Here is a 21,644-nt window from a genome sequence, read left to right as displayed (position 1 = left end):
TTTTTATGGATAACCATTTTTATTGTACCAAGTAAGGAACCTGATCGGCTTCGCACAGTCTAAAATAGCCAAAAGCGAAATTATTAGCATCAGTAGTATTGACAATGTTTCCTCTAATATTTCCAGGTGGAACAGAAAACGGATTAGAACTCGAAGCTTCCAAAATTAATTTCCAATAATTAAAGAAGTTTTTAGAAACACCTCTATGTGTAATTGTAACCGTGTTTCCTGGTTTCATGTCCTCTGAATGGGAATATCTTGTACTGATTTCATTTCCGTTATAGAATTCATCATTTGTGATTTCGTATTCTGGGTAAATCAAGAATTCACTTTGATAATCGGTCACGTAAAAATTAGTTTGATCTGCAGGATCGTTGTAATAAAAAGTCAATTCGATTATATCTTTTCCGTCAAAATCAGGAACAATTTTCTGTTCAACTTTATTAATTGGAGTTACAGAAGTCAGTTTTTCAGTCGCTGTAAAACTTTGTCCTTCTGCTTCTACAAAAAGCGTATAATCCATATCAATTACAGGAACAAAATCAGTGCATTTATAAACTCCAGTTTCAGTTTCGTTAAAAGTAAAAACATCTCCGTTACTGTTTTCTACTCTCACTTGCGCCCCTGAAACTTTTGGCGTAGAATTGTTGTAATAAGGAGCCGTTTTACTGATTTTTATGGTTTGTTCTTTTCCGTCAGTTCCTTTTTTCCAAATGATTTCTGCATCTATTACCAGTTTGGTTTCGCCAGTTTCCAGATCCAGATTGACTACATCTTCGCAAGAAGCGAAAGAAAAAACAAAAAGAAGACTTATTAATGCTAGCACTCTATTCATTACCGTATATTTTTTCAATTTATTCATAGCATTAAAATTTAAAATTATAAGAAACTCCAGGAACAATTCCGAAAATCGAAAGCCTTCTGGTTTCATTTGCTCCTGTATCTTCATTGGTTGTAAAACTCATAGAAGCCGCATTTTTTCTGTTGTAAATATTATAAAGGCTAAATACCCAATAGCTCTGCCATCCTTTCTTTTTGTCTGGTTTTGGCGTGTATGTAGCCGCAACATCTAAGTGATGGAAAAGCGGTAATCTATTTTCGTTTCTCAAAGAATAATTCGGAATATGAATGCCTCCCATTTCATAGTATCCATTTGCATACGTTACTGGCTGTCCAGACTGTAAAGTGAAATTTCCATTAAAAGACCATTTCGGATTCAATTCATAACTCCCCACAATACTTAAATTATGCAATTTGTCATAACCAGATAAATACCAGTCACCGTTTGCAACCCCTGGTTCTTCTGGAGTTCTTCCTGGCGTTTTTTGTTCTGCTCTAGATAAAGTATAGGAAACCCATCCTGTGAAAACACCCGTATTTTTTCTAAATAATAATTCCATTCCGTAAGATCTGGCTTTTCCGTTTAGAATAACCTGTTCAATGTTGTTGTTAGCCAAAATATCAGCGCCGTTAATATAGTCAATACGATTTTGAACATTTTTATAAAATAATTCGGTTTCTAAAGAGTAATCCCCGTCTTTGAAATTTCTGAAATAACCCATCGCATATTGATCCAAAAGCTGAGGTTTTGTGAAAGGCCCACTTGGTGTCCAGATGCTCATTGGAAGTGGAGATTGCGTATTTGATAAAATATGAATGTACTGAGCCATTCTGTTGTAACTTGCTTTTATAGAAGTTTCGTCGTTAAAAGCATAAGATAAGGCCGCTCTTGGTTCAAAATTATTGAAGTTGCTGATTGTTTTTCCTTTTCCATACGAAATGCTTCCGTTTGGCGTCCCTTCTTCATAAATTTTATAAAGCGGATTGTAGACTACTGCTTGACCATTTTCGTAAGTACTGATGGTTTCGTCTCCTAAACGTAAAAACATACTATAACGAAGTCCGTAGCGAAAAGTCAGTTTTTCTGTAATCTGATTTTCAAAATCAACAAAAGCAGAAGATTCTAAAGCGTATTTTTTATCCAGCTGCATATAATTAAACTGCGAATCCGAAGAAGTAGGTTTTACAACTCCAGGGTTGAAATTATAATACAAACCATCAATTCCGTAATTGATTTTAAACTTTTCAGATTGTTGGAAGTTCCAATTGTATTTCAATCCGTAACTCGCAATATTGCTGTCCCATTTAAAACTTTCAATTGGAATTTCTAGATTGAATCTGTAATCACTGTAGAAAACTGATAAATTGCTGTTTAAACGATCAGTAAATTTATGTTTCCAGTTTAAAATACCCATTGTACTTCCGTACGTACTTGCAAAACGATCGTTAATATCGAATAAATCATTTCCGAAATAACCAGAAAACGAAAGCGTATTCTTGGCATTAAAACGATAATTTAATTTAGCATTCAAATCATAAAACATCGCTGAGTTATTATTATCTGCCAATTTCATAAATAAATGTGCATAAGAAGCACGCCCAGAAAGAATAAAAGAACCTTTCTCTTTTTCTAGCGGACCTTGAACTAAAAGACGGCTTGAGATAATTCCAATTCCTCCATTTACTTTATATTCTTCAAAATCTCCTGTTTGCTGTGTTACATCTAAAACAGAAGAAACACGTCCTCCAAATTTTGACGGAATTCCTCCTTTATATAAATCTAAACCGTTAACAATATCAGCATTGAAAATAGAGAAGAATCCAAACATATGTGAATCTGCATAAACAGGAGCACCATCTAAAAGAATCAAATTCTGATCGGCAGCACCACCTCGAACATTAAAACCTGAAGAAGCTTCTCCAGCATTGGTAACTCCAGGAAGAGTCAAAATTGATTTTAAAGGATCTGGTTCACCCATTGCAACAGGAATTTTTTTAATTTCCTGCATCGAAAGCTTGTTAACACTCATTTGAGTTGCTTTAATATCAGCAGCTTTATTGTTCATTACAATAACTTCTCCTAATTGCTGGCTATCTGGATCTATGTTGAAATTGACTTTATTATCATCTGTAACAGAAACTCGTTTTTCCTCATTTTTAAATCCAACATAACTCACTTGAACCGTATAATTTCCGTCGGGAACTTCAATGCTATAATTTCCATTAACATCTGTTACAACACCTGTTTCCAATTCTTTAATAAAAACGTTGGCGCCAATAACGGGTTGTCTTTCATCATCAAAAATGCGACCTGTCAGCTTGTTTTTTTTTTTAGCTGGTTTCTGAGTTTGAGATTTCTGTTTCACAAAAATATTATTGCCCACTATAGAAAACTGTACAATAGAAGTTTGATTTAATTCAGAAATAAGCTTCTCAATTTCGATAGTCGTAAAAGTGCTTTTCTTTGTAAAATATTTTTTATTTGTATCAATTTGATCTGTAAAAGCAAATTTAAAATCGGTTTGACTTTCAATCTGCTTGAAGAATTCTTTTAATGTCGTATTTTGATCTACAGTTACTGTAACGCTCTGAGCTGACATACATAAACTGAATAAAAAAAAGCATGCTGAAATTATATGCTTCATGAAATTTTGTATTTTTGAATATTATTAAATGGAATAACCTCGTGTTATCCTGAATATTAGGAGGATGTGGAGTTTCGCGGCTTACATCCTTTTCCTGTTTTTATTGAAAAGTGATCTGTTTTAAATCTTCATTTATTTCAAATTTTAGGTTATACATTTCTGATATTAATTGTACAATTGTCTTTAAATCTTCTTTTTTATTGATTCGGATTGTAATTTTCTGACCCAGATTTTCTTCAGGAATATTGACTTTATAACCGTAGTTTTTTTCAATATAATTACTGATAACCGACAATTTTTCGTTATCAAAATCTATAAATCTGCTGAATTCTGTTATTGAAGCCATTTGGTTTGCGTAAGTGAATTTATCTCCAGGTTTCAAAATCCATTTCTGGTTTTGGCCTTTTATATTCATTTGAACGCTTCCTTCGAAAAGTTCAACTGTTATTTCTTCATTTTCAGATTCTTTAACAGTAAAAGAAGTTCCTAAAACTGTAGTTGTAGTTTCATCACAAAATACTTGAAAAGGATGCTGTTTGTCTTTTTTAACTTTAAAATAAGCTTCACCATCAATTTCTATTTTTCTGTTTAAAGCAAAATTGTTTCCGTAAATAATTTTAGAATTCGGACCTAATTCTACTTTTGAGCTGTCTGGTAAAACGACGTGTTTTATTTTTGAAGTTAGGTTTTCAATCACATTTTCGGTTACAACAGCATTTTCATTTGAAGATTCGGTATTGAAATAAATTCCAGTTCCAATTAAAACGAAAAGTAAGACAGCCGCGGCCGAATAATAGTGCCAAGGCCTAGATCTTCGTTTCTTTTGGGCAAAAGTTTTGGCATGGAATTGTTCCCACGAAGCTTCTTTTTCGTTATCCGAATGAGAAAGGGGAGACTCTTCCCATAACTTTTTAAATTCCTCGTCAAATTTTTCTTGATCCATCTTTTCTAGATATTAAATGATTTGACAATGAAAACCTTGTTTGTTAAAAACACCGTAAACCATTTCTTTAATGTCTCGGTTAGTTTTGATTTTAAGGATATTCTCTTGTCCTTGATGATCGAACTTTATGATACAATCAGAAATGATAAACTGTAAATAAGCCACAAGTAAACTTGCGTCTTTCTTTGTTTTAACATTAGTTTTATACGCTTCAATGTGCATTTTTAGTTCTTGTTTTTTAGTATAACAAACGAGAACTAAAAAGTTCCTAATGGTTTTCGATTTTTTTTCGAATAAATTTACTGGCGAGATAAATATGATTGGCAATGGTCTTTTCAGAAAGATCCGTTATTTCTGCAATCTCCTTATAGCTAAGGTTTTCCAGTTTATGTAAAGTGAATATTTTTTGTTGCTGTTCTGGAAGCTGATTAATGAAGTTTTGTAGTTTTTCTTGTCTTTCTTCAAAAATTCCTAAGTCAGTTTCTTCATCATCTAGCATTTCAACTTGAGAAGGATCAAGCTGCACTATTTTGTTTTCTCTGTTAACATGATTAAGAATAATGTTCTTGCAGATAACAAATATCTGTTTGTCAAACAGCACCTCTTCGTTAAGCAGTTCTCTTTTATTGTAAAGTCTTATAAAAGTCTCCTGAACAAAGTCTTCGGGAGTAAATACAGAAGAATTAAATCGTTTGGCAATATTTATCAGTTTATCGTAGTAGCTGAAGTAAACTTCTTTAAAAGCTGCTTCATTACCTTTTTTTAAACTTAAAATAAACTCTTTATTGTCCATAACGAAAATATCGTGACTAGCTTTTACCTAGTCTAAACTCATTGGTGTCAATATTATTGTATCCAAAAATTGAGGCAATCTCAAATCATGAATGTAATAAGTTGCAAAGAACCGTAATTAAATTTAAGATTTGACGCTTTTGTTGAAGAAATGTTACATATCGATACACGTTTTTATTTAGAAATAGAAAATACGCATTACTCATTGATTTGATTATGAATTATGCATATTGTAAAGGGATTTTTTGTAGTGTTTAAAGATATTGAAGTATATGGTATTATTTCTGTCCCACGACCATTTTCTTCTCTAATAGTGTATTTCGTAAAGTATCGTATGATAAATCTTGTACAGGTATATTATTATCTAAGGCTAGAATTGCTGCGACCGCAGAAACTTGTCCTAATGTCATATAAACGGGTTCCATTCTTATTGAACTATATGCTACACGGGAAGCAGATAAACAAATAGGGACCAGTAAGTTAGTGCATTCACTTTTTTTAGGTACGATAGATCGATAATCAATTGGATATGGGTTTGGGGTTTCGAGCATGTAACGTCCTTCATTTTTAACATTGCCATTTGTATCTACATAACGTTGCACTATATGTGAGTCCATTGCATAATCTGCTAATGCTATGGGGTTTTCAGCTATAACTTTTCCTGTACAGTTGTTTTCAGTCATGACATAATCGCTAATCATTCTTCTGCCTTCCCTAATATATAGCTGATTTGGCCAATTATTATTCTCTACAAATTCATCTTTTGAAAGTCCCCATTGTTTGTAAAAATCACGTATTTTTTCGGGCACTTTTGGATGATTTGCAAGAGTCCATAGAAGGCCAATTTGATATCGCTTATGGTTGGCAACAATTAATTCTCTTTCGGCATAATCTCCATCAGGATAATTATAATTTTGTCCTACATAATCCGTTGAAATCGGACCCAAATTATTCGAATCAGTTTTACCATTTGGTAAAGGCATTAGGTCAAAAAAGGTATTGGCATCATGGGTTTTTAGATATTCGAATAAAAGATGATAGTCCTCTTCATTATAATCAAAAGGTTTTTCTATGTCTCGTCTGTTATGGTCAACATTAGTTAAGCACATTCTAAAACAGAAAGCTTGTATTTTTTTATCGGCAGTACCATTTCCAGATATATAAGATGGTAGACCATTGCCAAGATATTTAACGCCCTCAGGGAATTGGTTGCGATCATTATTTGACATTCTGCGTACTCCATTAAAAAGTTCTTTATAAAGAGAGTTGCTTTCCCTTCCATAAGTATATGAAATACCTGATTTAGCCATGAGGTCTCCTTCATAACTAGTGTCTATAAATATTTTTCCTTTGATTTTAAGGCCCGACTCCATTCTAATAGACTCAATTGTATGAATGCTGTTTTTTAAAATGCCATTTTGCAAATCGAGTCTTTCATTGTTTAAAATTGGAATTTGATTTTCTAAGATGATATCACGAAAAACAAACTGCGCTGCTTTAGGCTCAAACCAAAGCATTATATCTCCGTTTTGAAAATATTTTTTGTAACCACCAGCACTACCAACAAACCAATTTTGTGAACTACTGTAATATTCTTTAATACGATGATAGAATGTCCTTGTAAGTCCGCCTAAAATATTGGTGTCATGAATATCAGTTATTCCCAGCCCATTAGTAGATATTCCGCCTAAAGCAGTATTTGAAGGTTTTATTAAAAGTACACTTTTGCCAGATTTTTTAACCTCGACAGCAGCTATAATTCCTGCTGCAGTTGCGCCATAAATTACAACATCATATTCTTTGGTCAAATCTATATTATCCACTCCATTAGTGGATTCAAAATCGGAAATAATTCTTTTTTCAGGTATGTAATCTTTGGAACAAGAAGAATAAACAAAACAAGAAAGTATTAGTGCAATTATTTGTAATTTAAAACTAGGCATGTTAAAAAGGTAAAAATATTAATATAAAACATTTGCAGCTAATTTAATAATGAGCATTGATTATTTGATGGTTTAATAAAAAATAATAATATTTTAATAATATTAATCCGATATTTATGTGTAAGTGGTAAAAAAATGTGATTGTTAGTTTAAAAAAATGATTCTTTTTTTGTGTTTTATTTAATGTTAAGTTTTAGAATTTAATAAATTTATTTAGGATTTAACAATAAGCATCATTTGAATATCAACTCTATTATAAGTCGAAGAAATTCCTGTTATTTCTTTAAAACCTAATTTTTCATATAATTTAATGGCAGGTTGAAGTTTGGTATTGCTTTCCAAATAAATTTTAGAAGCTCCTTTTTCTGTAGCCCATTTTATAGCCGATTCCGCCAATAAATTTCCAACGCCTTTTCCTTGCGCTTTTGGACTTACAGCCATTTTTGCTAATTCGTAATCATAATCTTTTCCATCACTTTTGATTAGAGCGCAAACGCCCAAAACTTCATCATTTAAAACAGCAGAAAAAATTTCTCCGCCTTTGTTTATAATATAATCTTCGGCATGATCTAGCGCTTTTATGTCATTTGGTTCAACTTCAAAATAATTTGAAATCCATTCGATATTTAAATCTTTAAAACTTTTTTGATATTTGGGGTTATAAGTTACTATTTCTACTTGATCTTTATTTTTCATGATTCTATTAAATACTATTTTTTATTATTCTGCCTAATTTTTCCAAATCAGAATCTACTCGTTCGTTCCATTCTAAAGCATAAGATAATCTCATGCAATTATTGTATTGATTGTACTGGGAAAAAATTCTCCCTGGGGCAAAATTGATTTTTTGAGCTAAAGCAGGGTTGTATAATTCTGTTGTAGAAATTCTTTCATCTAGTTCAAGCCATAACATAAAACCGCCTTTTGGCTGTGCAATTTTAGTATTGTCTGGAAAATAAGATTCTACAGCGCGATTAATTTGGAGATAATTGTTATAAAGTTTATTTCTAAAAGTTCTCAAATGATGATCATAACGTCCGTGTTCTAAGAAATCTGTAATAACATCTGAATACAACGAAGAATTACAAACTGTTTGGACTAGTTTTTGACGAATGATTTTGTCTTTAAATTTCCCTGGCGCAATCCATCCAACTCGATATCCTGGCGCAAGAGTTTTAGAAACAGATCCGATCCATAAAACTAAACCTGCTTCATCATAAAATTTACAAGGTTTAGGACGTTCCGAGCCAAAGTACAAATTGCCATAAATATCATCTTCAATTAACGGAACATTATATTGCGTTATTAGTTTTACCAATTCTCGTTTGTTTTCGTCGGGCATTTGAAATCCCATCGGATTATTGAAATTGGTAATAAAACAGCAGGCTTTTATTTCTAGAAGCGCTTTTTTTAAAACATCAAGATCTAATCCATACAAAGGATGAGTCGGAATTTCAACTGCCTTTAATCCCAAAACTTTAATCGCTTGAAGTATCCCAAAATAAGCAGGACTTTCTACAGCCACACTATCACCCGGGGATGTAACTGCCATAAGTGCATTGTAAATCGCATGCATTGCGCCAGATGTAATGACAAGATCGTCTTCGGTAATTTTTCCTTCCATGACAAGCGCCCATTTGGCAATAGCGCGGCGAAGTTCTTCTGGTCCTTGAACAGGTTCGTAATCGGTGCCAGCATCATTTCTTTTTCGAACCGCATTAATAATGCCTTTATTTAGTTTGGCAACTGGAAGGAAATTTTTGCCAGGCAATCCAAGTGCAAATTGTGTCACATCCGATTTATTGATTGTGCTGAAAACTTTATCAATTAAATCTTCTGGAGTATTTTCTTTTTCATGGTTATCTATACTTGCGATCGTAGGAAGTGCAGTTGTGCGCTGCGAACTTTTACTCACATAATATCCCGTTTTTGGGCGAGATTCTATAAGCGAACGGCTTTCCAATTCTAAATACGCTTGTTTAATGGTATTTAAGCTAACATTATACAGCTTTTGCGCGCTTCTAACAGAAGGCAGTTTGTCGCCAAGCGAAAGAGTTTCATTGTGAATTTGATCCTCAATAATTTGGGCAATTTTTAAATATAATGTTTCGCGATTTTTCATTTTTTCTTTTTCGTTATGCGCTTAAAAGCTAAGACAGTGAACAAACTGTTCTGTACTTTGCCTTAATTGTTCGACGTCATTGAAATTAGCATTTCTCTTTTTCGTTAGAAAATTTTGAATGTATTCATTAAACATTGCTTTATCTTCATTAGTCAAACTTCCGTCATCATAAATTTGAAATATGATTTCGTTCTTTTCATCTAATATTAAACTAGCAAACGAATTGATTTTATTGTTTTTTTCGCAAAGAAGAAAAGGTATTCCAAAAAGCATTTTATCTTCAGCTTTCACATTAATATTTTTATTGAAGATGATTTGTAAAATCTCCATGTCAAATATATATACCTCTCTAAAAGTTATTTTTTTCTGTGTTGCTGTTTTAGATTCCATGTCTTTTTTTAGCAAAATTATTGCTCTTAAAGATTTGGATACAGATACAGAAAAATATTTTTTTAAGGGTACAGATAAAATTACTGTTTTTATTCGAGTCGGTAAAAACTGTGGAAGACTTTTTATAGTAGGAGGAATTAATTGGGAATTACAGTTGGATTTGAAGTTATTTTATCCATCCTGTTTTTCTCCTCCATTCAAGTGCTTCTTGTTTTCGTTTTTCGAAATCTTCAGGAGGTAATTGATTTTCTTGTATTATTCGATTTCGAATAAGTTCGGTTTGCTCTTCCAGAGAGTTGAGTCCGATAGATTGTCTTCTTTGATTTACCATTTGTAGGTCATCGAATAAATTTGGACTTAAATTTCCTTTTTCATCCCAATCAAATTGAGTTCCGTAAAGTTGTGGCTTTCCCTCCAAGGTAGCTATTCTATCTGTTAAATAGGCAAGATTAATAGGGTCTGCTTGATTTTCTTTGACTGCATTTTGCAATTGCTCCGCACAGCGTTTCATAAAATCTGGAGATCCAATAGAATGCTGTATGATTAGCCAAGCAGCTTCGCTAGCTTCTTTCCCAACTTTATCAATCGTCGGATAACCGATTGTGTTTATGATTTCATTTAAGATTATTGCATTTTGTTTATGCAGCTTTTCCATTTCTTCATTATATCCTTCAAAAAGTTTTTTGTTTTCAATAAGCTTGTTTCTCAATTTGAGATCAGCATTTTTCAACTCAATTATTCTTTCGGAAATGATTTTGTTATCCATTTGATATTGGTTAAAAGAATTAACTGGAAATGGTTTTTGATTTTAAAAAAAAGGGCCTCAGGATAAAATTAATTATCCTCCTTTTCCAAATCTGCAGCAGAAATCTGATCTAAGATATTGGTCTGATTTGGCGAAATGTAATTTTTGTTTTCGGTAATCTGTTCTTTCTTAAAAAGAAGATCTAAGGCATTGTACAATTTTAATAAAACATCTTTGTCTTCTTTGGCAATATCTAAAGCGGTATTGAAATTAAAAACATAATTATTCGAATTGCGTACTTCGACTTTTATCGTTTTTGATGTGATCTTAAATTTGACTATATCCATATGCTATAAAATTACCTCTGCAAAATAACTATTTTAATGGCAGTTTTTATGGTTATTTTTTGATTTTTTAATTACAAAGAATTTTTATTCTCTTGTTTTAATTTCAGGAGTATATCCATTGCTTTCACAGCGTCATTTTCATCAACAAAAATATGATCGTGTAAATATGCGGCAATTACATTGCAGCTAATATTGGCCTTTCCTAATGCTTGAGAAAATGCAGCAGTCAAACCTACAGCGGCTAAAGAAGAATGAACTTCTAAAGTAATCCAAGAAGCAATGTAAGAGAAATGAAGATTAAGTTCTTCTGCAAAATGTTTTTCTAATACTACAGTAATCCCTTCTTTTTCTTTAAATAGAAACAAAATCTTTGAAAAAGGAACCTTTTCTAGAGAATCTACTTTTGTAAAAACATATTTTCCTGTATTAAGAACAGGATTGAGATTCTCTAAAATCGTATTTAAATTTATTTCGCCTTCCATAAAATTAGGACTGTTTTTTATTTAAAAATAATAAAAAACCCTTAAACATTTCTGTTTAAGGGTTTTACCTTCTAAGTAGCGAGGACGGGAGTTGAACCCGTGACCTCAGGGTTATGAATCCTATAATTAACTCTTTGACTATTCATCAAATAGCTAATAGTAGGATTATTAAAACTCTTAAATCGTTTTGAACCGTTTTTGACTGATTTCGTCACTCCTTTTCGTCACTCCTTATTTGTTTAATTGTGGATTATTTTTCCACTATCAGAATTATATAAGAACCTTTAAAATTTCTGTTGCAAAGATATTCAAATGAGAAAAGAATGCAAATACTTTTGATATTTTTAGTAAACTGTCCAATACCAACTTGTCTTGTAAAAAGTTTCATATTGACCATTATAAAAAAGTTGGTAAGGAATCCACATGTCTACCTTTTCATCTTGACCCCAAGCATTTTTTCTAGTTCCAAATTTTACATTATCATTTAAATTAGCATAAACACGACTTGAAATTCCAATGTAGTAATCAGCTTTGCATTCATCACTAATTACAACAGATTTATTCACAGGATTACCTATCCAAATTAAATCTTTTGTATTTGCATCACCACCTACACCAACTTTAACACAAAGTATATCCCCATCATCGATTCCAAGTCCAAAATCTACTGCTGAATATTTTGCTAATAAAGTATTAATTCCTGATTCAGAATTTGCTATCATGTATCGGATTTTCATAGCGGCTTCTACGGCATTACTTAAACTAGTTTTGGTAGTTCCTTGAAAGAATGCTAAGACGCTGTCACCGTTAAAACTTCGAACTTCCCCTCCAAGCGATTTTGTTATTCTTACGGTTGTATATAAATATGCTTTATGAATTTTAGCAATTGTAGATTTATTATGCTTATTAAGAATTTTTGTTGAATCTCTTAAATCAATATAGAGAACTGTCGCTTCAAATTTTAATCCTTTATTTCCAAAGGTTAATTTGCTATCAGTTATCTCAGGTACGTAAGTAACGTCCTCAATTTGAAAATTCGTATCTAAAATTCCTTTAACGGTATCTATTATTTCGCTTTTTAATCCCATACTATTTATCTTGGTCTAATAATAATTTAAATATTAAATAACTAAGAGGACTTAATAATCCCATAAACATGAAAGTTATTGCTATGTTGTAAAGTTTAAACTTTCTAGCGGCAATTTGGCTTGTAATAATTACCTGATTAGCTAAATCTCTTTCATGATTTTCATTTGACCTTTCGCAACCATAGTTCTTAGCAATTTTCTCTATTAGTTCTGTATCTGATAAGTGAGCAAGTGTTGCATAAAATAATAGGTTATTACTTTTGTTGAGAGCCATATTATTTGTTGTATGCTTTATTTTGGCTATTAACGCAGAGAAACAAATAAAAATTGATATTGCGCACATCACAACTGCATAAATTAAGTAATATTGCAGAAAACAGGTTAGCTCATCAGTAATTAGTTTTGATATTCCAACAATAATAGCGCCATTAAATGCGATTAAAGCAATGTTTTTTGATTCTCCAAATTTGACCATTTCAAATGCGTGAGTGTACTGTTTTTCTAAGTAATCAATGGTTTTCATTTTTTCATTTATTTTTGATTTTATCCAAATGCAAGTTTTGATGAATATTATCGATAATTAGTGCCTCAATAATTTCATTGTCTTTAAGCTTAGTTTGTCGATTATCACATCTTGGACATTTGGCTGTTGATTCAACTCCGTAGCTGAATTCATATTTCATCATTGTACCACAATTATCACAGATAGGAGTTATATTTCGAACTTGCCATTTATTCTCAAACATATCATATTCCCAACTCCATATCCATGTTGTTCCATGTATTGTATCTCGAATATAATCTCTAAAACTTATTGTTGTAGCTTCTTCCTTTTTTTTCGTCTTTGAAAAGGAATAGATGATAATCAAAATAATTGCAATGATTAATATTTGCCAAATTTTTATTTCAAATTGGAAAATTTGTTCCCAAATCCAAATTAATAGAGATTTTATAGAACTAAGAAGAGGTTTCTCTTTTATATAATCATAAACTCCAGATGAAATAACAGCTATTACTCCTCCGAAAATACCTACTTTGTAATCATTTGCAGTCAATTCTTTGCGCTTTTGTTAATATTACATTTTAATTTTTCAAAAATTATTCAATATCATCTTCATTACAGAAATGATGTTCGATTAATCCGTTTTTTTCTACTGAAACTAAATAGTCAAAACTTCCACTTGCATTTTCAGTTTTTATGTGTCCATTTTTGAAATCTATTTTACGTGCAATTATAATAGCTTCTTCTCTTTTTCCATTTAGAGCAACGTAAATAACTTTTTGGTTAACAGAGTATTTCATGGTTTATGTTGTTTGACAGATTAAAGCAGTGGAATATCTTCGTCGAAGTCGACGTCTTTCAAAATATCATCATCGTCATCATTAAAATTAAATAAATCACTTTGTTTCGAATTAGTGTCTGTAAGGATATCATCAATAAAACCAATTTCAGTACCTGGAATGTTTGTACTAAAATGCTTTCTTATATATCCTTGCATGTCTTCGCTTAAAGTCTCAGGTATGTCATTATCTACGATTATCAATTGAAAACTATCCTTGAATTTATTAAGAGAAAGTACGTACTTGTATAGATTTTCGTATTTTTCAAAATCAGTCATTCCTTCCTTAATGTCTTCTTCTCGATTTGTTGTTTCTAAGTCTTTATCTTTAACTTTTCCCAAATATTTTGTTAAAGTATCAATCATTAAAAAAGATGGATAGTTAACTGGGTTCTCAGTTGCATATATCATTAAGCTTAAAAAATAAGCAACTGAGCTAACAGTACGAACTCCGCCAGAAGTGATTGTTTCATAATCTCGATTTCTTATAATTGGCAAATAATTTCTCGATGAAATAGATATGTTAGTAGCATTTTTGACACCAACAAAAACCATAATTTCTTTAACCTTTTCTCCTATTTCAGCTAAAATACTATTTATCGACGGTGCATTCTCTTTTAAAATATTGAGTGTATCTCGTAAATCTTGAATTTTTCTGCCTAATTCTACAATTTCGCTATCGTTTATAGATTGCTGTAATCTTATTTTGTAAAAATGTTGAATATTTTTTAAATCACTTTGTAAAGTACCTGCTCGATAAGATAAGGCATCTCTGTGATTAAGGTATGGCGCAATAATATTAATGGACTGTTTGTCTAAAATTAATTTTAATTCATCAAGTTCCGCCGTTTTGTTTTTTATTATTATGTCTAATTGACTTTGATTTTCTTTTAGAGTTTGGTGCAAACTTATTAATTCCCTCATTCTTCTTCTTAAAGTATTTAATTCTCCTTTAATACTTTTTGAATCCGAGTTATTAAAATAATCTTTTAATTTGCTTACGTTGGTAACTGTGTCACAAAGGGGACATTCCAATTGTTTGTCATCTATTTTTGGGAATTTTCCTATAGCTTCAATTGTAGCTTCAATTTTTTGGATATCGTTTTTGTATTCGTTACGTAAAGCAATATTTTGTTTGATTTCTATGTCTAATGACCCAAGTTCTTGAATTGACTCCCGAATTGAATTTTCAAGTTCATTTACTACAAACCTTAGTTCATTTAATTCTTCACTACCATTTATAATTTTTTTGTCGATTTCATTAATTGAATCTTTTATAGCTTCAAAATCATTTTCTAATGTTTCTTTTTTTATAGTTAGTTCTGCTAGAGATTCTACTTGAGTTTCTTTTAAAAATGATGATACAGAATTGTTCTTGGTAGTAAGAATGTTTTTATCACTATTTAAAACACTTATACGTCCTTCCATCTCGGTAATTTGACCGTCTAGAACGTTATACATCAGTTTAAAAGCTTCCTTTAATTTTGTAAGGATGATAGGATTTTCACCAAAAATTTTTTTACTACCAATTTTGTCTTGGTCAAGGTAATTATATTTGAAAATATCTCTAAAGCTTAAATTAACCATTTTAGTGATTTCTTTTGATGGTGCTTCTTTAATTTTAATTAGAGGAATATTCATAGCTTCCATTAAAAATTCTGAAAAATATCCGTCATCACTAGTCTGAGAATAATTAGGAGAGTAATATTTTGGAAAACTATTTTCAATTTCCTTATAATTGCCATGATAGACTTCGATTTCGTCCTTCGGCGCAAAAATATTTCTTTTGATTGTATATCTTATTCCATTTAGGTTTACGTCAAGGAGACAATATTTTCCTTTCAATTCAATCTCATCGTACAAATCTACAGATGAAGCACCCAGACAATAATTTATTAGATTTAAAATACTCGACTTACCTGTATCTGAATCACCATATATGATGTTCAAACCAGTATCAAAAGGTACAATGTAATCCTTACTGCTACCAACTAATATTAAAAAATTTATTTTAAGTTTTAGTGTTTTTATTCTTAGTGCCATAGTTTAAATGTGAGTCAATTAAAAATCCTAATTTACTGCTAGGAAGACTAATAAATGGTCTTAATTCTAAATTTAAATTTCTTAGTCTTTGAAAATAATCTGATTGCAATTCTTCCGCTTTTTGTAATCCTTCGTTGGTGATTATGTAATAAATTTTAAAGTCACTTAGAATTTTAAATTCGATGTAGTTGTAAGACAATAATAGTTTGATTAATATCTTTATGCTTTTGAGGTCGAAAAGCTCTGCTCTGTTGAGAAATAGAGCTTCAATTGAATACATTTCGGAGTTTTGAAGTTGAATCACTTTTTTGTCTTTGTCATTCAAAATTTTATTGAGTATAACAGGATGTTTTAATAAAAATTCAAAGTGCCCAATGTTTTCTAAATTCGCATAAATTGGTTTTTTTGCTCCAGTTGATAGTACTTGAAATATTAATAATAATTTCCCAAGCCTAAAATTTAGCTCGGAATCAGGAATGTAGAATGGAAGATTCATGCTTCACGTGTTTTAAGTTTTTCGCTAAATTCTTTTAAAGTGGTTATATTATTGTCTTTCGCCCACCAAATACTTTTATCATCTGTAGCCAGTTGATGAAGCATTCCGAATTTTTGTAATGCTTGAAGAGGTGAATAAAGAGTATGTAAATAAGTTTTGTCTTCCTTTAGTATTTTAGCATGCACAGCAGTAATTAGAGCGTTTGAGTCCGTGTGCTGACCAGATAATAAATTTCCAAACTCTAAGGTGTATAATTCTTTAATTTTTTCATACAACGGATAAAGTTCTTTTACGTTTATTCCTTGAGCAATAAGTTTTCTTACTGCAAATTCGGCATTAAAAAAAGCCTGTTTTGAACCATCCATTAATGTTGAATGTATGTCAGCCATAAACATTTTTAATACAAAAATTTCTTCATCATATTGACCTGAATCTACAAAACGTTCTTCAACTTTAATTGATTGTATGTTTTGCTCTTGTAATAAAACATGTAACTCATTTACTATAGCATCAACAACTACGCTCTTTTTATCTGGATTAATTATGCTAAAATGGTCGTCATCACAAAAAATAACTTCTTGGTTGTCTCTATCGTAAGAAACGGAACTTACAGTTGGCACTACCGTATCATAACTGCCTTGCGCATAAAGTCTTTTGGGAAGAAGTTTGCATTTGACCCATTCATCATTCATTGTTGCGATACTCTCACTTAATGGGCTTAAATCTGTAAGTTGAAAATTTTTAATGATAGTCTTGCCTACAGTTGCAAGATTAGAACCAGAATGCGGGGTAGCTAATGAAACATATAGCTTAATTCTTGTATTCAAATTTTTGGAAATATCATCTAATATTAGTCTTTTTGCAACTAAACCACCCATACTATGACCAATTAGAATTATACTTTCATATGTATTGTAGGAGTGTTTAAGTTGAGAATCCAATAAACGACTTATTTCGTTAATAGGTAGGTTTGAAGCATTTTTTCTATTATTAAATAATCTTAATACGAATTTTGCTTTCGGGAAAAAAGATAATAATTTGGTATGGTATTGAAATAAGCCAATATCATAATTTTTTTTGATTTCTGCATCCTTTAAAATCAAGTCAATAAAAGGTCTTTTTTTATCTTCTCTAATCCAAGTTTGTTCACCGCCAATGAAACCATGGATAAAAACAATTAAATTTTTACTACTTTTATTTTTATGAATTAAATTTATCATTTGTCGCAGATTGTATATGATTACCTACAAATATAATAATTTGAGCAGTACTTGCTTTTTTAAATTCAAATTACGGTTATTATTGCAGATGAAAGTACAGGTAGAAATACCTGTTTTTTAAATATAGAGATTTAATTAGGAGATTAATTTACGACTTTAGTATTATCATTAATTAATATTTTCATGGAAAACTCAATCATTTTACACAATCTATCACCACTAGATTTAGAAGAAATTGTTAAGAAAGTTATTAAAATTGAATTAGGAGAATTTATTAGAAACAATAAAATTTATAATCCTAATGAATTACTTACAAGAGCTGAAGCATGCAGTTTTTTGAAAATTAACATGACTACATTATGGAACTGGTCAAAAAAAGGTAAAATTATTTCGTATGGAATTGGAAACAGAGTTTATTATAAAAAATCAGAATTATTAGAGAGCTTAGTGAGATTAAATTGAATATTACTAAGTCTTAATTTTAGAAAACTTTTTATTTTAACAACAACTTAATGATGGATTTGATTTAAAAATTATCATGGTCATTATTTATCTTGAATCAATGCTTTTTTAATTTTTACGATTGTGTTATTCGATAAATTGGTTATAGATGCCAGTTTTCTAATCGAATAATTTTTATCTTTTATTAACTCTAAATGAGATTGATTGTATTTTGACAAGAATTGTTGAGGTGTTTCATTGGTGTTTAGCTGTCTGCCTTTGTATGTTCCTTTAGCTTTAGCAATTAAGATTCCTTCTTTTTGTCTTTCTAGTATAGATGTTCTTTCCATTTCTGCGACGTTACTTAAAACGTCTGTAATCATTTTGAAGATAGAATTAGGCTTGTTTTCAATCATAGAATATAGACCAATGTTTTCTACATAAACATTTATGTTAAGTCTGCTTAACAAGTTTAAGGTGCTTTGAATGTCAAAAGCATTTCTTCCAAGTCTGTCTATGGAATGAACATTTAATGTATCAATTTTTTTGTCCGATATATCCTTTAACAATTTTATAGCACTCGGACGTTCGTTAAATGGAATAGAACCACTGCATTTGTCAACATATTGTTTGTGAGTAGACGTTAATTGTCTATCAACGTTTTGTTCTGTGGTACTAACTCTAATATATTTTGCGGTTTTCATTGTTCTTTGCTTTTGCTAAAACAAAGGTAATGAATTTTATTTATATGTGTTAATTTTAGGGTGGTTATTTTTGATACATGGTAAAGCCAATAAAACTGTTCAGATTTTAATTTAAATTGTACTAATGATAAGGTATAATCTAAAAAAGGCACACTTTTAATATTCGTTGAAGCCTTGAAAGAATTCTTCTAATGTAACATTCATTAGTTTTAAAATCTTAATGAGTGTGTTTAATTGGATATTTGCTCCAGCCTCATATTTTCCATATTGGGGTCTGCTTATGTGATTATCGTATGCGAAATTATCAGAGTTGGTGTAACCTGCTTTTTTTCGAAAATACTTTAATCTTTCACCTATTTTTTTTAAGTAGATTGATTCTTCAACTTTTGTACCTGTCTGAATTTCCTTGTCATTTTTTGAAGCCATTTCTTTACTTTTTTATAAAGCAAATCAAGCTAAAATCTCCATATTTATTTACTCTATATAAGGATACTCTATATATGGAGAATTTTTATATATTTGCGTTTTTAATAAATTTCTAAAAACCAAAAAATGAACAATCCATTAAAAATTATCGTAAGGGTTTCCGCTATTGTTTTTGCACTTCTCTGCTTTGCGGGCTATATGTTCAGTCTTCATGTTCACAATGAATACGCAAAAGAGCATCCGAAAACAAAAAGCCTAGAAGACCTGAAAGCATGGGCGCAGACAGAAATAATTCAAGACTACTGCAAAAGATACTCTTATGTAAAAACCATCAACAATGAAACAAGCCAACAACGTGAACTGAGCCGTGTCGATAACAGCAGGTATCTATATGTACCGCAGTTGGTTCGAAATGTCATTGAGGATAATGATTTGCCTGACAGCTATGCGGACGAATTATTCCACTACGTTGACAAGGAAATAGATAAATGTCGATAAAATAAGAAATTACTTAATCCAACTAAATAAGAAACATGAAAAAAATTGTACTTTTTGCATTGCTAAGCATCTTATTCACGAATTGCCAGTCTGATGACTCCGAGCATGAAAATGCGGATAATTCAAAATCATCCATCACTTTCACATTGAACGATAAAACCCAGTATGTGACCGCTACTGATGTTTCTGGTTCTGCAATTGACGTTACATGGGCGAAAAGCGAATCAACAGCGACAGCTGAGAATGAATACAGTATTTACGGCAGTTTCATCATCAAAAATCCCGCATCAAATGACAACCGTGATTCTGGAGATATGTATTTTCAAATCGTAACTTCTGATGCCAAGCTGACTGCAGGAAAAACATACGACATTTCATTCAATTATCTTAATTCTGGAGTACATGACATTCCTTTGGCTTATGACCCAGTTGTCTGCTACACGAGCACTGATTTGTTTGAAGGTGTTAAAACAGCAGGGAAAATCAAGATTAACAGCTTTGACGGAACAACACTGAAAGCTGAATTTTCAATTGATAATCTGACCAATAAGAATCCTTACTCCGATTTTGGATTCTGCAACGGAACTAAGATAATCGAGAAGTCATTCACTTTTGCAAAAGGTTCTATTATTGCAATTGCAGAATAGAATTTAATACTTATGTAGTTGTTACTACTTAATAAAGCTTTCAAAATGAACATGCCCAAATAGTTAGGTATTATTTGGAGCATGTTCAAATATTGTGGCTTTCTATTTTTCTTCTTCGTAGTAAATAACATTTATAGTCGCTCCATTTGTTGATAATGATTTGCAACAAGGCGGTATACCTATTTTATCTATAAGCATTCGCATCTGTGATGGTTTTAGTAAAATTCTTTTTTTCATGTTTTCTTTGTTTATAAATATCAGTTCAAAAAAAAATCTAAAAAAAAATCTAGAAATTTTTGAATGCCTATTCGAAGTACATGATATTAATGAGCTTTTTTGGGAATCATTAGCGGGAGGTAACTATGCTTTGTTCTGTCCGTAAGCCCTTTAAACACTGAGGGAGGGAGGATGCTGTCAGTGCTTTGGTTAGTATTCAATATTTTGGAAGATATGAAGCTTTTGCAGGACTATGTGTCTCAATATGGTACATTTAAAATGAGATAAAAAGTCATAAGAGAACATATAAAATCTACTTTTTTGCGCACATCTCCATAAATTTGGCATCCTGTTCCTTTGTAATAATTATTCCCTTGTAGTCTTGCATTTGACTGTCTGTAATTAGGCTTACATAATAGTCGGCAAAAGCGTCAAATGTGATTTGAGGGGTTTGGAAATGCTGTCTGATTTCATTGGAATCTTTGTCATTAAAATTGAAAATTGACAATATTTCATTTAAATCTACTATATCATTGATATGATATGTTGGTAGTATTTCCTTTTCATCTTCCAGAGAATTTGCATTCGATTCATTATCAAATTGAGCTTCCGTTAGGTTGGATTTAGTTATTGGTTTTTCTTCATCCAAAAAATTTTCAAGTTTAGCAACGTTGACAGTGATTTCATGCCCTGAAGTGCTGTTTTTTTCATCGTAATCTTTGCTTACGGATTTGAAAAAATCAAATCGGTTTAAACCTTTGAGGACTGACCTAATCCCGCCATATTTCATACCGAATTTAGAGGCTAACGTTCTGTTCGTCTCGAAACATATTTTGCCAGTTCTCTGCCATCCAAGAATGTAGGATATAAATAGTTTTTGAGTTGAATTAAGTTTTTGAGTAGCTAGTAAATTATAATTTACTTGGACAAAGTTTTGTTCTTGGTTTTCTTTCATATTTTTTTAGTTATTTATTGTTTGATTGTTTTCAGCAGGGGTATGCTGTTTTTTGGACATGGCGTGTCGTTTCTTCAACACCTGTCTGTTTCTAAAAAGGCATATGTATGTTGAGATAGAAACAGGCGGGTGTTGAATTAAGCTCTTTCTATTATACCCATTATTAAATTAAATCAAGGATAGAATAAGAAAAAGAACTATATTAATTATTAAATTACTGAATAACAGAAATGTTTCATTTTTTATTTTTTTTCTGATAATCAATGATTAAAAAGAATAATTACATTTCATTTCGTTTTTTTTTCAATATTTCAAAGAACT

25 protein-coding genes are annotated in these 21,644 nt (G+C 31.1%); 3 read left to right on the top strand and 22 right to left on the bottom strand.

What is annotated here, in order from left to right; translation table 11 throughout:
- Positions 1-19 precede the first annotated feature (19 nt).
- From V6624_RS00865 to V6624_RS00775, 19 genes are all read right to left on the bottom strand, one after another.
- Positions 20-862: a DUF4249 domain-containing protein gene (locus tag V6624_RS00865; protein ID WP_338840587.1), complete on the bottom strand. Its 843-nt coding sequence runs from the start codon at positions 860-862 to the stop codon at positions 20-22.
- 4 nt (positions 863-866) lie between these two features.
- Positions 867-3,485 (bottom strand): TonB-dependent receptor, encoded by a 2,619-nt coding sequence (locus V6624_RS00860; protein WP_111285773.1) that lies wholly within the window; start codon positions 3,483-3,485, stop codon positions 867-869.
- A 100-nt stretch (positions 3,486-3,585) separates the two neighbouring features.
- Positions 3,586-4,428 carry a FecR family protein gene (locus V6624_RS00855; protein WP_111285774.1) on the bottom strand — a complete coding sequence of 281 codons (843 nt, stop codon included), beginning with the start codon at positions 4,426-4,428 and terminating at the stop codon, positions 3,586-3,588.
- 12 nt (positions 4,429-4,440) lie between these two features.
- Positions 4,441-4,650, bottom strand: a complete 210-nt coding sequence (locus V6624_RS00850; protein ID WP_338840583.1) for a hypothetical protein — start codon at positions 4,648-4,650, stop codon at positions 4,441-4,443.
- Between the two features lie 46 nt (positions 4,651-4,696).
- Complete coding sequence (locus V6624_RS00845; protein ID WP_111285776.1) at positions 4,697-5,221, bottom strand: RNA polymerase sigma factor; 525 nt, start codon at positions 5,219-5,221, stop codon at positions 4,697-4,699.
- Between the two features lie 277 nt (positions 5,222-5,498).
- Entirely contained in the window at positions 5,499-7,163 is a 1,665-nt protein-coding gene (locus tag V6624_RS00840) for an FAD-dependent oxidoreductase (protein ID WP_338840582.1), read from the bottom strand.
- A 213-nt stretch (positions 7,164-7,376) separates the two neighbouring features.
- Positions 7,377-7,859: a GNAT family N-acetyltransferase gene (locus tag V6624_RS00835; protein WP_338840581.1), complete on the bottom strand. Its 483-nt coding sequence runs from the start codon at positions 7,857-7,859 to the stop codon at positions 7,377-7,379.
- A gap of 7 nt (positions 7,860-7,866) precedes the next feature.
- Complete coding sequence (locus V6624_RS00830; RefSeq protein ID WP_338840580.1) at positions 7,867-9,285, bottom strand: PLP-dependent aminotransferase family protein; 1,419 nt, start codon at positions 9,283-9,285, stop codon at positions 7,867-7,869.
- Between the two features lie 21 nt (positions 9,286-9,306).
- Entirely contained in the window at positions 9,307-9,675 is a 369-nt protein-coding gene (locus V6624_RS00825) for a hypothetical protein (protein WP_111285780.1), read from the bottom strand.
- Between the two features lie 166 nt (positions 9,676-9,841).
- Entirely contained in the window at positions 9,842-10,441 is a 600-nt protein-coding gene (locus V6624_RS00820) for a DUF6624 domain-containing protein (protein ID WP_338840579.1), read from the bottom strand.
- Positions 10,442-10,509: 68 nt separating this feature from the next.
- A complete protein-coding gene (locus tag V6624_RS00815) occupies positions 10,510-10,767 on the bottom strand; it encodes a hypothetical protein (protein WP_111285782.1) in 258 nt (85 codons plus the stop codon).
- 71 nt (positions 10,768-10,838) lie between these two features.
- Positions 10,839-11,249, bottom strand: coding sequence for an ACT domain-containing protein (locus V6624_RS00810; RefSeq protein ID WP_111285783.1), 411 nt, complete (start codon positions 11,247-11,249; stop codon positions 10,839-10,841).
- 344 nt (positions 11,250-11,593) lie between these two features.
- Positions 11,594-12,337 (bottom strand): hypothetical protein, encoded by a 744-nt coding sequence (locus V6624_RS00805; RefSeq protein WP_338840578.1) that lies wholly within the window; start codon positions 12,335-12,337, stop codon positions 11,594-11,596.
- Position 12,338: 1 nt separating this feature from the next.
- Positions 12,339-12,860 carry a Pycsar system effector family protein gene (locus V6624_RS00800; RefSeq protein WP_338840577.1) on the bottom strand — a complete coding sequence of 174 codons (522 nt, stop codon included), beginning with the start codon at positions 12,858-12,860 and terminating at the stop codon, positions 12,339-12,341.
- A gap of 4 nt (positions 12,861-12,864) precedes the next feature.
- Positions 12,865-13,392 (bottom strand): hypothetical protein, encoded by a 528-nt coding sequence (locus V6624_RS00795; protein ID WP_338840576.1) that lies wholly within the window; start codon positions 13,390-13,392, stop codon positions 12,865-12,867.
- Between the two features lie 43 nt (positions 13,393-13,435).
- Positions 13,436-13,639: a hypothetical protein gene (locus V6624_RS00790; protein WP_338840574.1), complete on the bottom strand. Its 204-nt coding sequence runs from the start codon at positions 13,637-13,639 to the stop codon at positions 13,436-13,438.
- Positions 13,640-13,659: 20 nt separating this feature from the next.
- Positions 13,660-15,720: a hypothetical protein gene (locus tag V6624_RS00785; protein ID WP_338840572.1), complete on the bottom strand. Its 2,061-nt coding sequence runs from the start codon at positions 15,718-15,720 to the stop codon at positions 13,660-13,662.
- Positions 15,689-16,216 carry an ABC-three component system middle component 4 gene (locus tag V6624_RS00780; protein WP_338840571.1) on the bottom strand — a complete coding sequence of 176 codons (528 nt, stop codon included), beginning with the start codon at positions 16,214-16,216 and terminating at the stop codon, positions 15,689-15,691. Before V6624_RS00780 ends, V6624_RS00785 begins: the two co-directional genes overlap by 32 nt.
- Complete coding sequence (locus tag V6624_RS00775; protein ID WP_338840570.1) at positions 16,213-17,436, bottom strand: ABC-three component system protein; 1,224 nt, start codon at positions 17,434-17,436, stop codon at positions 16,213-16,215. The genes V6624_RS00780 and V6624_RS00775 overlap by 4 nt, the downstream gene beginning before the upstream one ends.
- A 183-nt stretch (positions 17,437-17,619) precedes the next feature.
- On the opposite strand from V6624_RS00775, the gene V6624_RS00770 reads away from it, so the two are divergent.
- Positions 17,620-17,898, top strand: a complete 279-nt coding sequence (locus tag V6624_RS00770) for a helix-turn-helix domain-containing protein (RefSeq protein WP_338840569.1) — start codon at positions 17,620-17,622, stop codon at positions 17,896-17,898.
- An 83-nt stretch (positions 17,899-17,981) separates the two neighbouring features.
- Here V6624_RS00770 and V6624_RS00765 read toward each other — a convergent pair whose 3' ends face one another.
- Together V6624_RS00765 and V6624_RS00760 are read right to left on the bottom strand one after the other, a co-directional pair.
- The gene (locus tag V6624_RS00765) at positions 17,982-18,581 is read right to left on the bottom strand and encodes a recombinase family protein (RefSeq protein WP_338840568.1); all 600 of its coding nucleotides are present in this window, start codon (positions 18,579-18,581) and stop codon (positions 17,982-17,984) included.
- A gap of 156 nt (positions 18,582-18,737) precedes the next feature.
- Positions 18,738-19,007 carry a helix-turn-helix transcriptional regulator gene (locus V6624_RS00760; protein WP_338840567.1) on the bottom strand — a complete coding sequence of 90 codons (270 nt, stop codon included), beginning with the start codon at positions 19,005-19,007 and terminating at the stop codon, positions 18,738-18,740.
- 126 nt (positions 19,008-19,133) lie between these two features.
- Here V6624_RS00760 and V6624_RS00755 point away from each other — a divergent pair, with 126 nt between their 5' ends.
- Positions 19,134-19,505: a hypothetical protein gene (locus V6624_RS00755; RefSeq protein ID WP_338840565.1), complete on the top strand. Its 372-nt coding sequence runs from the start codon at positions 19,134-19,136 to the stop codon at positions 19,503-19,505.
- Between the two features lie 35 nt (positions 19,506-19,540).
- Entirely contained in the window at positions 19,541-20,152 is a 612-nt protein-coding gene (locus V6624_RS00750; protein WP_338840564.1) for a hypothetical protein, read from the top strand.
- 529 nt (positions 20,153-20,681) lie between these two features.
- On the opposite strand, the gene V6624_RS00745 is transcribed toward V6624_RS00750, so the two are convergent.
- Positions 20,682-21,323, bottom strand: a complete 642-nt coding sequence (locus V6624_RS00745; RefSeq protein ID WP_338840562.1) for a hypothetical protein — start codon at positions 21,321-21,323, stop codon at positions 20,682-20,684.
- Between the last annotated feature and the right edge of the window lie 321 nt (positions 21,324-21,644).

This window comes from Flavobacterium ginsenosidimutans (genome assembly GCF_037478105.1).
Lineage (GTDB): Bacteria > Bacteroidota > Bacteroidia > Flavobacteriales > Flavobacteriaceae > Flavobacterium > Flavobacterium ginsenosidimutans.
This window is presented reverse-complemented; position numbering and strand designations above follow the sequence as displayed.

Coding starts and splice junctions, on each gene's coding strand:
- V6624_RS00865 (WP_338840587.1), bottom strand. CDS start 862: ATGAATAAATTGAAAAAATATACGGTAATGAATAGAGTGCTAGCATTA.
- V6624_RS00860 (WP_111285773.1), bottom strand. CDS start 3,485: ATGAAGCATATAATTTCAGCATGCTTTTTTTTATTCAGTTTATGTATG.
- V6624_RS00855 (WP_111285774.1), bottom strand. CDS start 4,428: ATGGATCAAGAAAAATTTGACGAGGAATTTAAAAAGTTATGGGAAGAG.
- V6624_RS00850 (WP_338840583.1), bottom strand. CDS start 4,650: ATGCACATTGAAGCGTATAAAACTAATGTTAAAACAAAGAAAGACGCA.
- V6624_RS00845 (WP_111285776.1), bottom strand. CDS start 5,221: ATGGACAATAAAGAGTTTATTTTAAGTTTAAAAAAAGGTAATGAAGCA.
- V6624_RS00840 (WP_338840582.1), bottom strand. CDS start 7,163: ATGCCTAGTTTTAAATTACAAATAATTGCACTAATACTTTCTTGTTTT.
- V6624_RS00835 (WP_338840581.1), bottom strand. CDS start 7,859: ATGAAAAATAAAGATCAAGTAGAAATAGTAACTTATAACCCCAAATAT.
- V6624_RS00830 (WP_338840580.1), bottom strand. CDS start 9,285: ATGAAAAATCGCGAAACATTATATTTAAAAATTGCCCAAATTATTGAG.
- V6624_RS00825 (WP_111285780.1), bottom strand. CDS start 9,675: ATGGAATCTAAAACAGCAACACAGAAAAAAATAACTTTTAGAGAGGTA.
- V6624_RS00820 (WP_338840579.1), bottom strand. CDS start 10,441: ATGGATAACAAAATCATTTCCGAAAGAATAATTGAGTTGAAAAATGCT.
- V6624_RS00815 (WP_111285782.1), bottom strand. CDS start 10,767: ATGGATATAGTCAAATTTAAGATCACATCAAAAACGATAAAAGTCGAA.
- V6624_RS00810 (WP_111285783.1), bottom strand. CDS start 11,249: ATGGAAGGCGAAATAAATTTAAATACGATTTTAGAGAATCTCAATCCT.
- V6624_RS00805 (WP_338840578.1), bottom strand. CDS start 12,337: ATGGGATTAAAAAGCGAAATAATAGATACCGTTAAAGGAATTTTAGAT.
- V6624_RS00800 (WP_338840577.1), bottom strand. CDS start 12,860: ATGAAAACCATTGATTACTTAGAAAAACAGTACACTCACGCATTTGAA.
- V6624_RS00790 (WP_338840574.1), bottom strand. CDS start 13,639: ATGAAATACTCTGTTAACCAAAAAGTTATTTACGTTGCTCTAAATGGA.
- V6624_RS00785 (WP_338840572.1), bottom strand. CDS start 15,720: ATGGCACTAAGAATAAAAACACTAAAACTTAAAATAAATTTTTTAATA.
- V6624_RS00780 (WP_338840571.1), bottom strand. CDS start 16,216: ATGAATCTTCCATTCTACATTCCTGATTCCGAGCTAAATTTTAGGCTT.
- V6624_RS00775 (WP_338840570.1), bottom strand. CDS start 17,436: ATGATAAATTTAATTCATAAAAATAAAAGTAGTAAAAATTTAATTGTT.
- V6624_RS00770 (WP_338840569.1), top strand. CDS start 17,620: ATGGAAAACTCAATCATTTTACACAATCTATCACCACTAGATTTAGAA.
- V6624_RS00765 (WP_338840568.1), bottom strand. CDS start 18,581: ATGAAAACCGCAAAATATATTAGAGTTAGTACCACAGAACAAAACGTT.
- V6624_RS00760 (WP_338840567.1), bottom strand. CDS start 19,007: ATGGCTTCAAAAAATGACAAGGAAATTCAGACAGGTACAAAAGTTGAA.
- V6624_RS00755 (WP_338840565.1), top strand. CDS start 19,134: ATGAACAATCCATTAAAAATTATCGTAAGGGTTTCCGCTATTGTTTTT.
- V6624_RS00750 (WP_338840564.1), top strand. CDS start 19,541: ATGAAAAAAATTGTACTTTTTGCATTGCTAAGCATCTTATTCACGAAT.
- V6624_RS00745 (WP_338840562.1), bottom strand. CDS start 21,323: ATGAAAGAAAACCAAGAACAAAACTTTGTCCAAGTAAATTATAATTTA.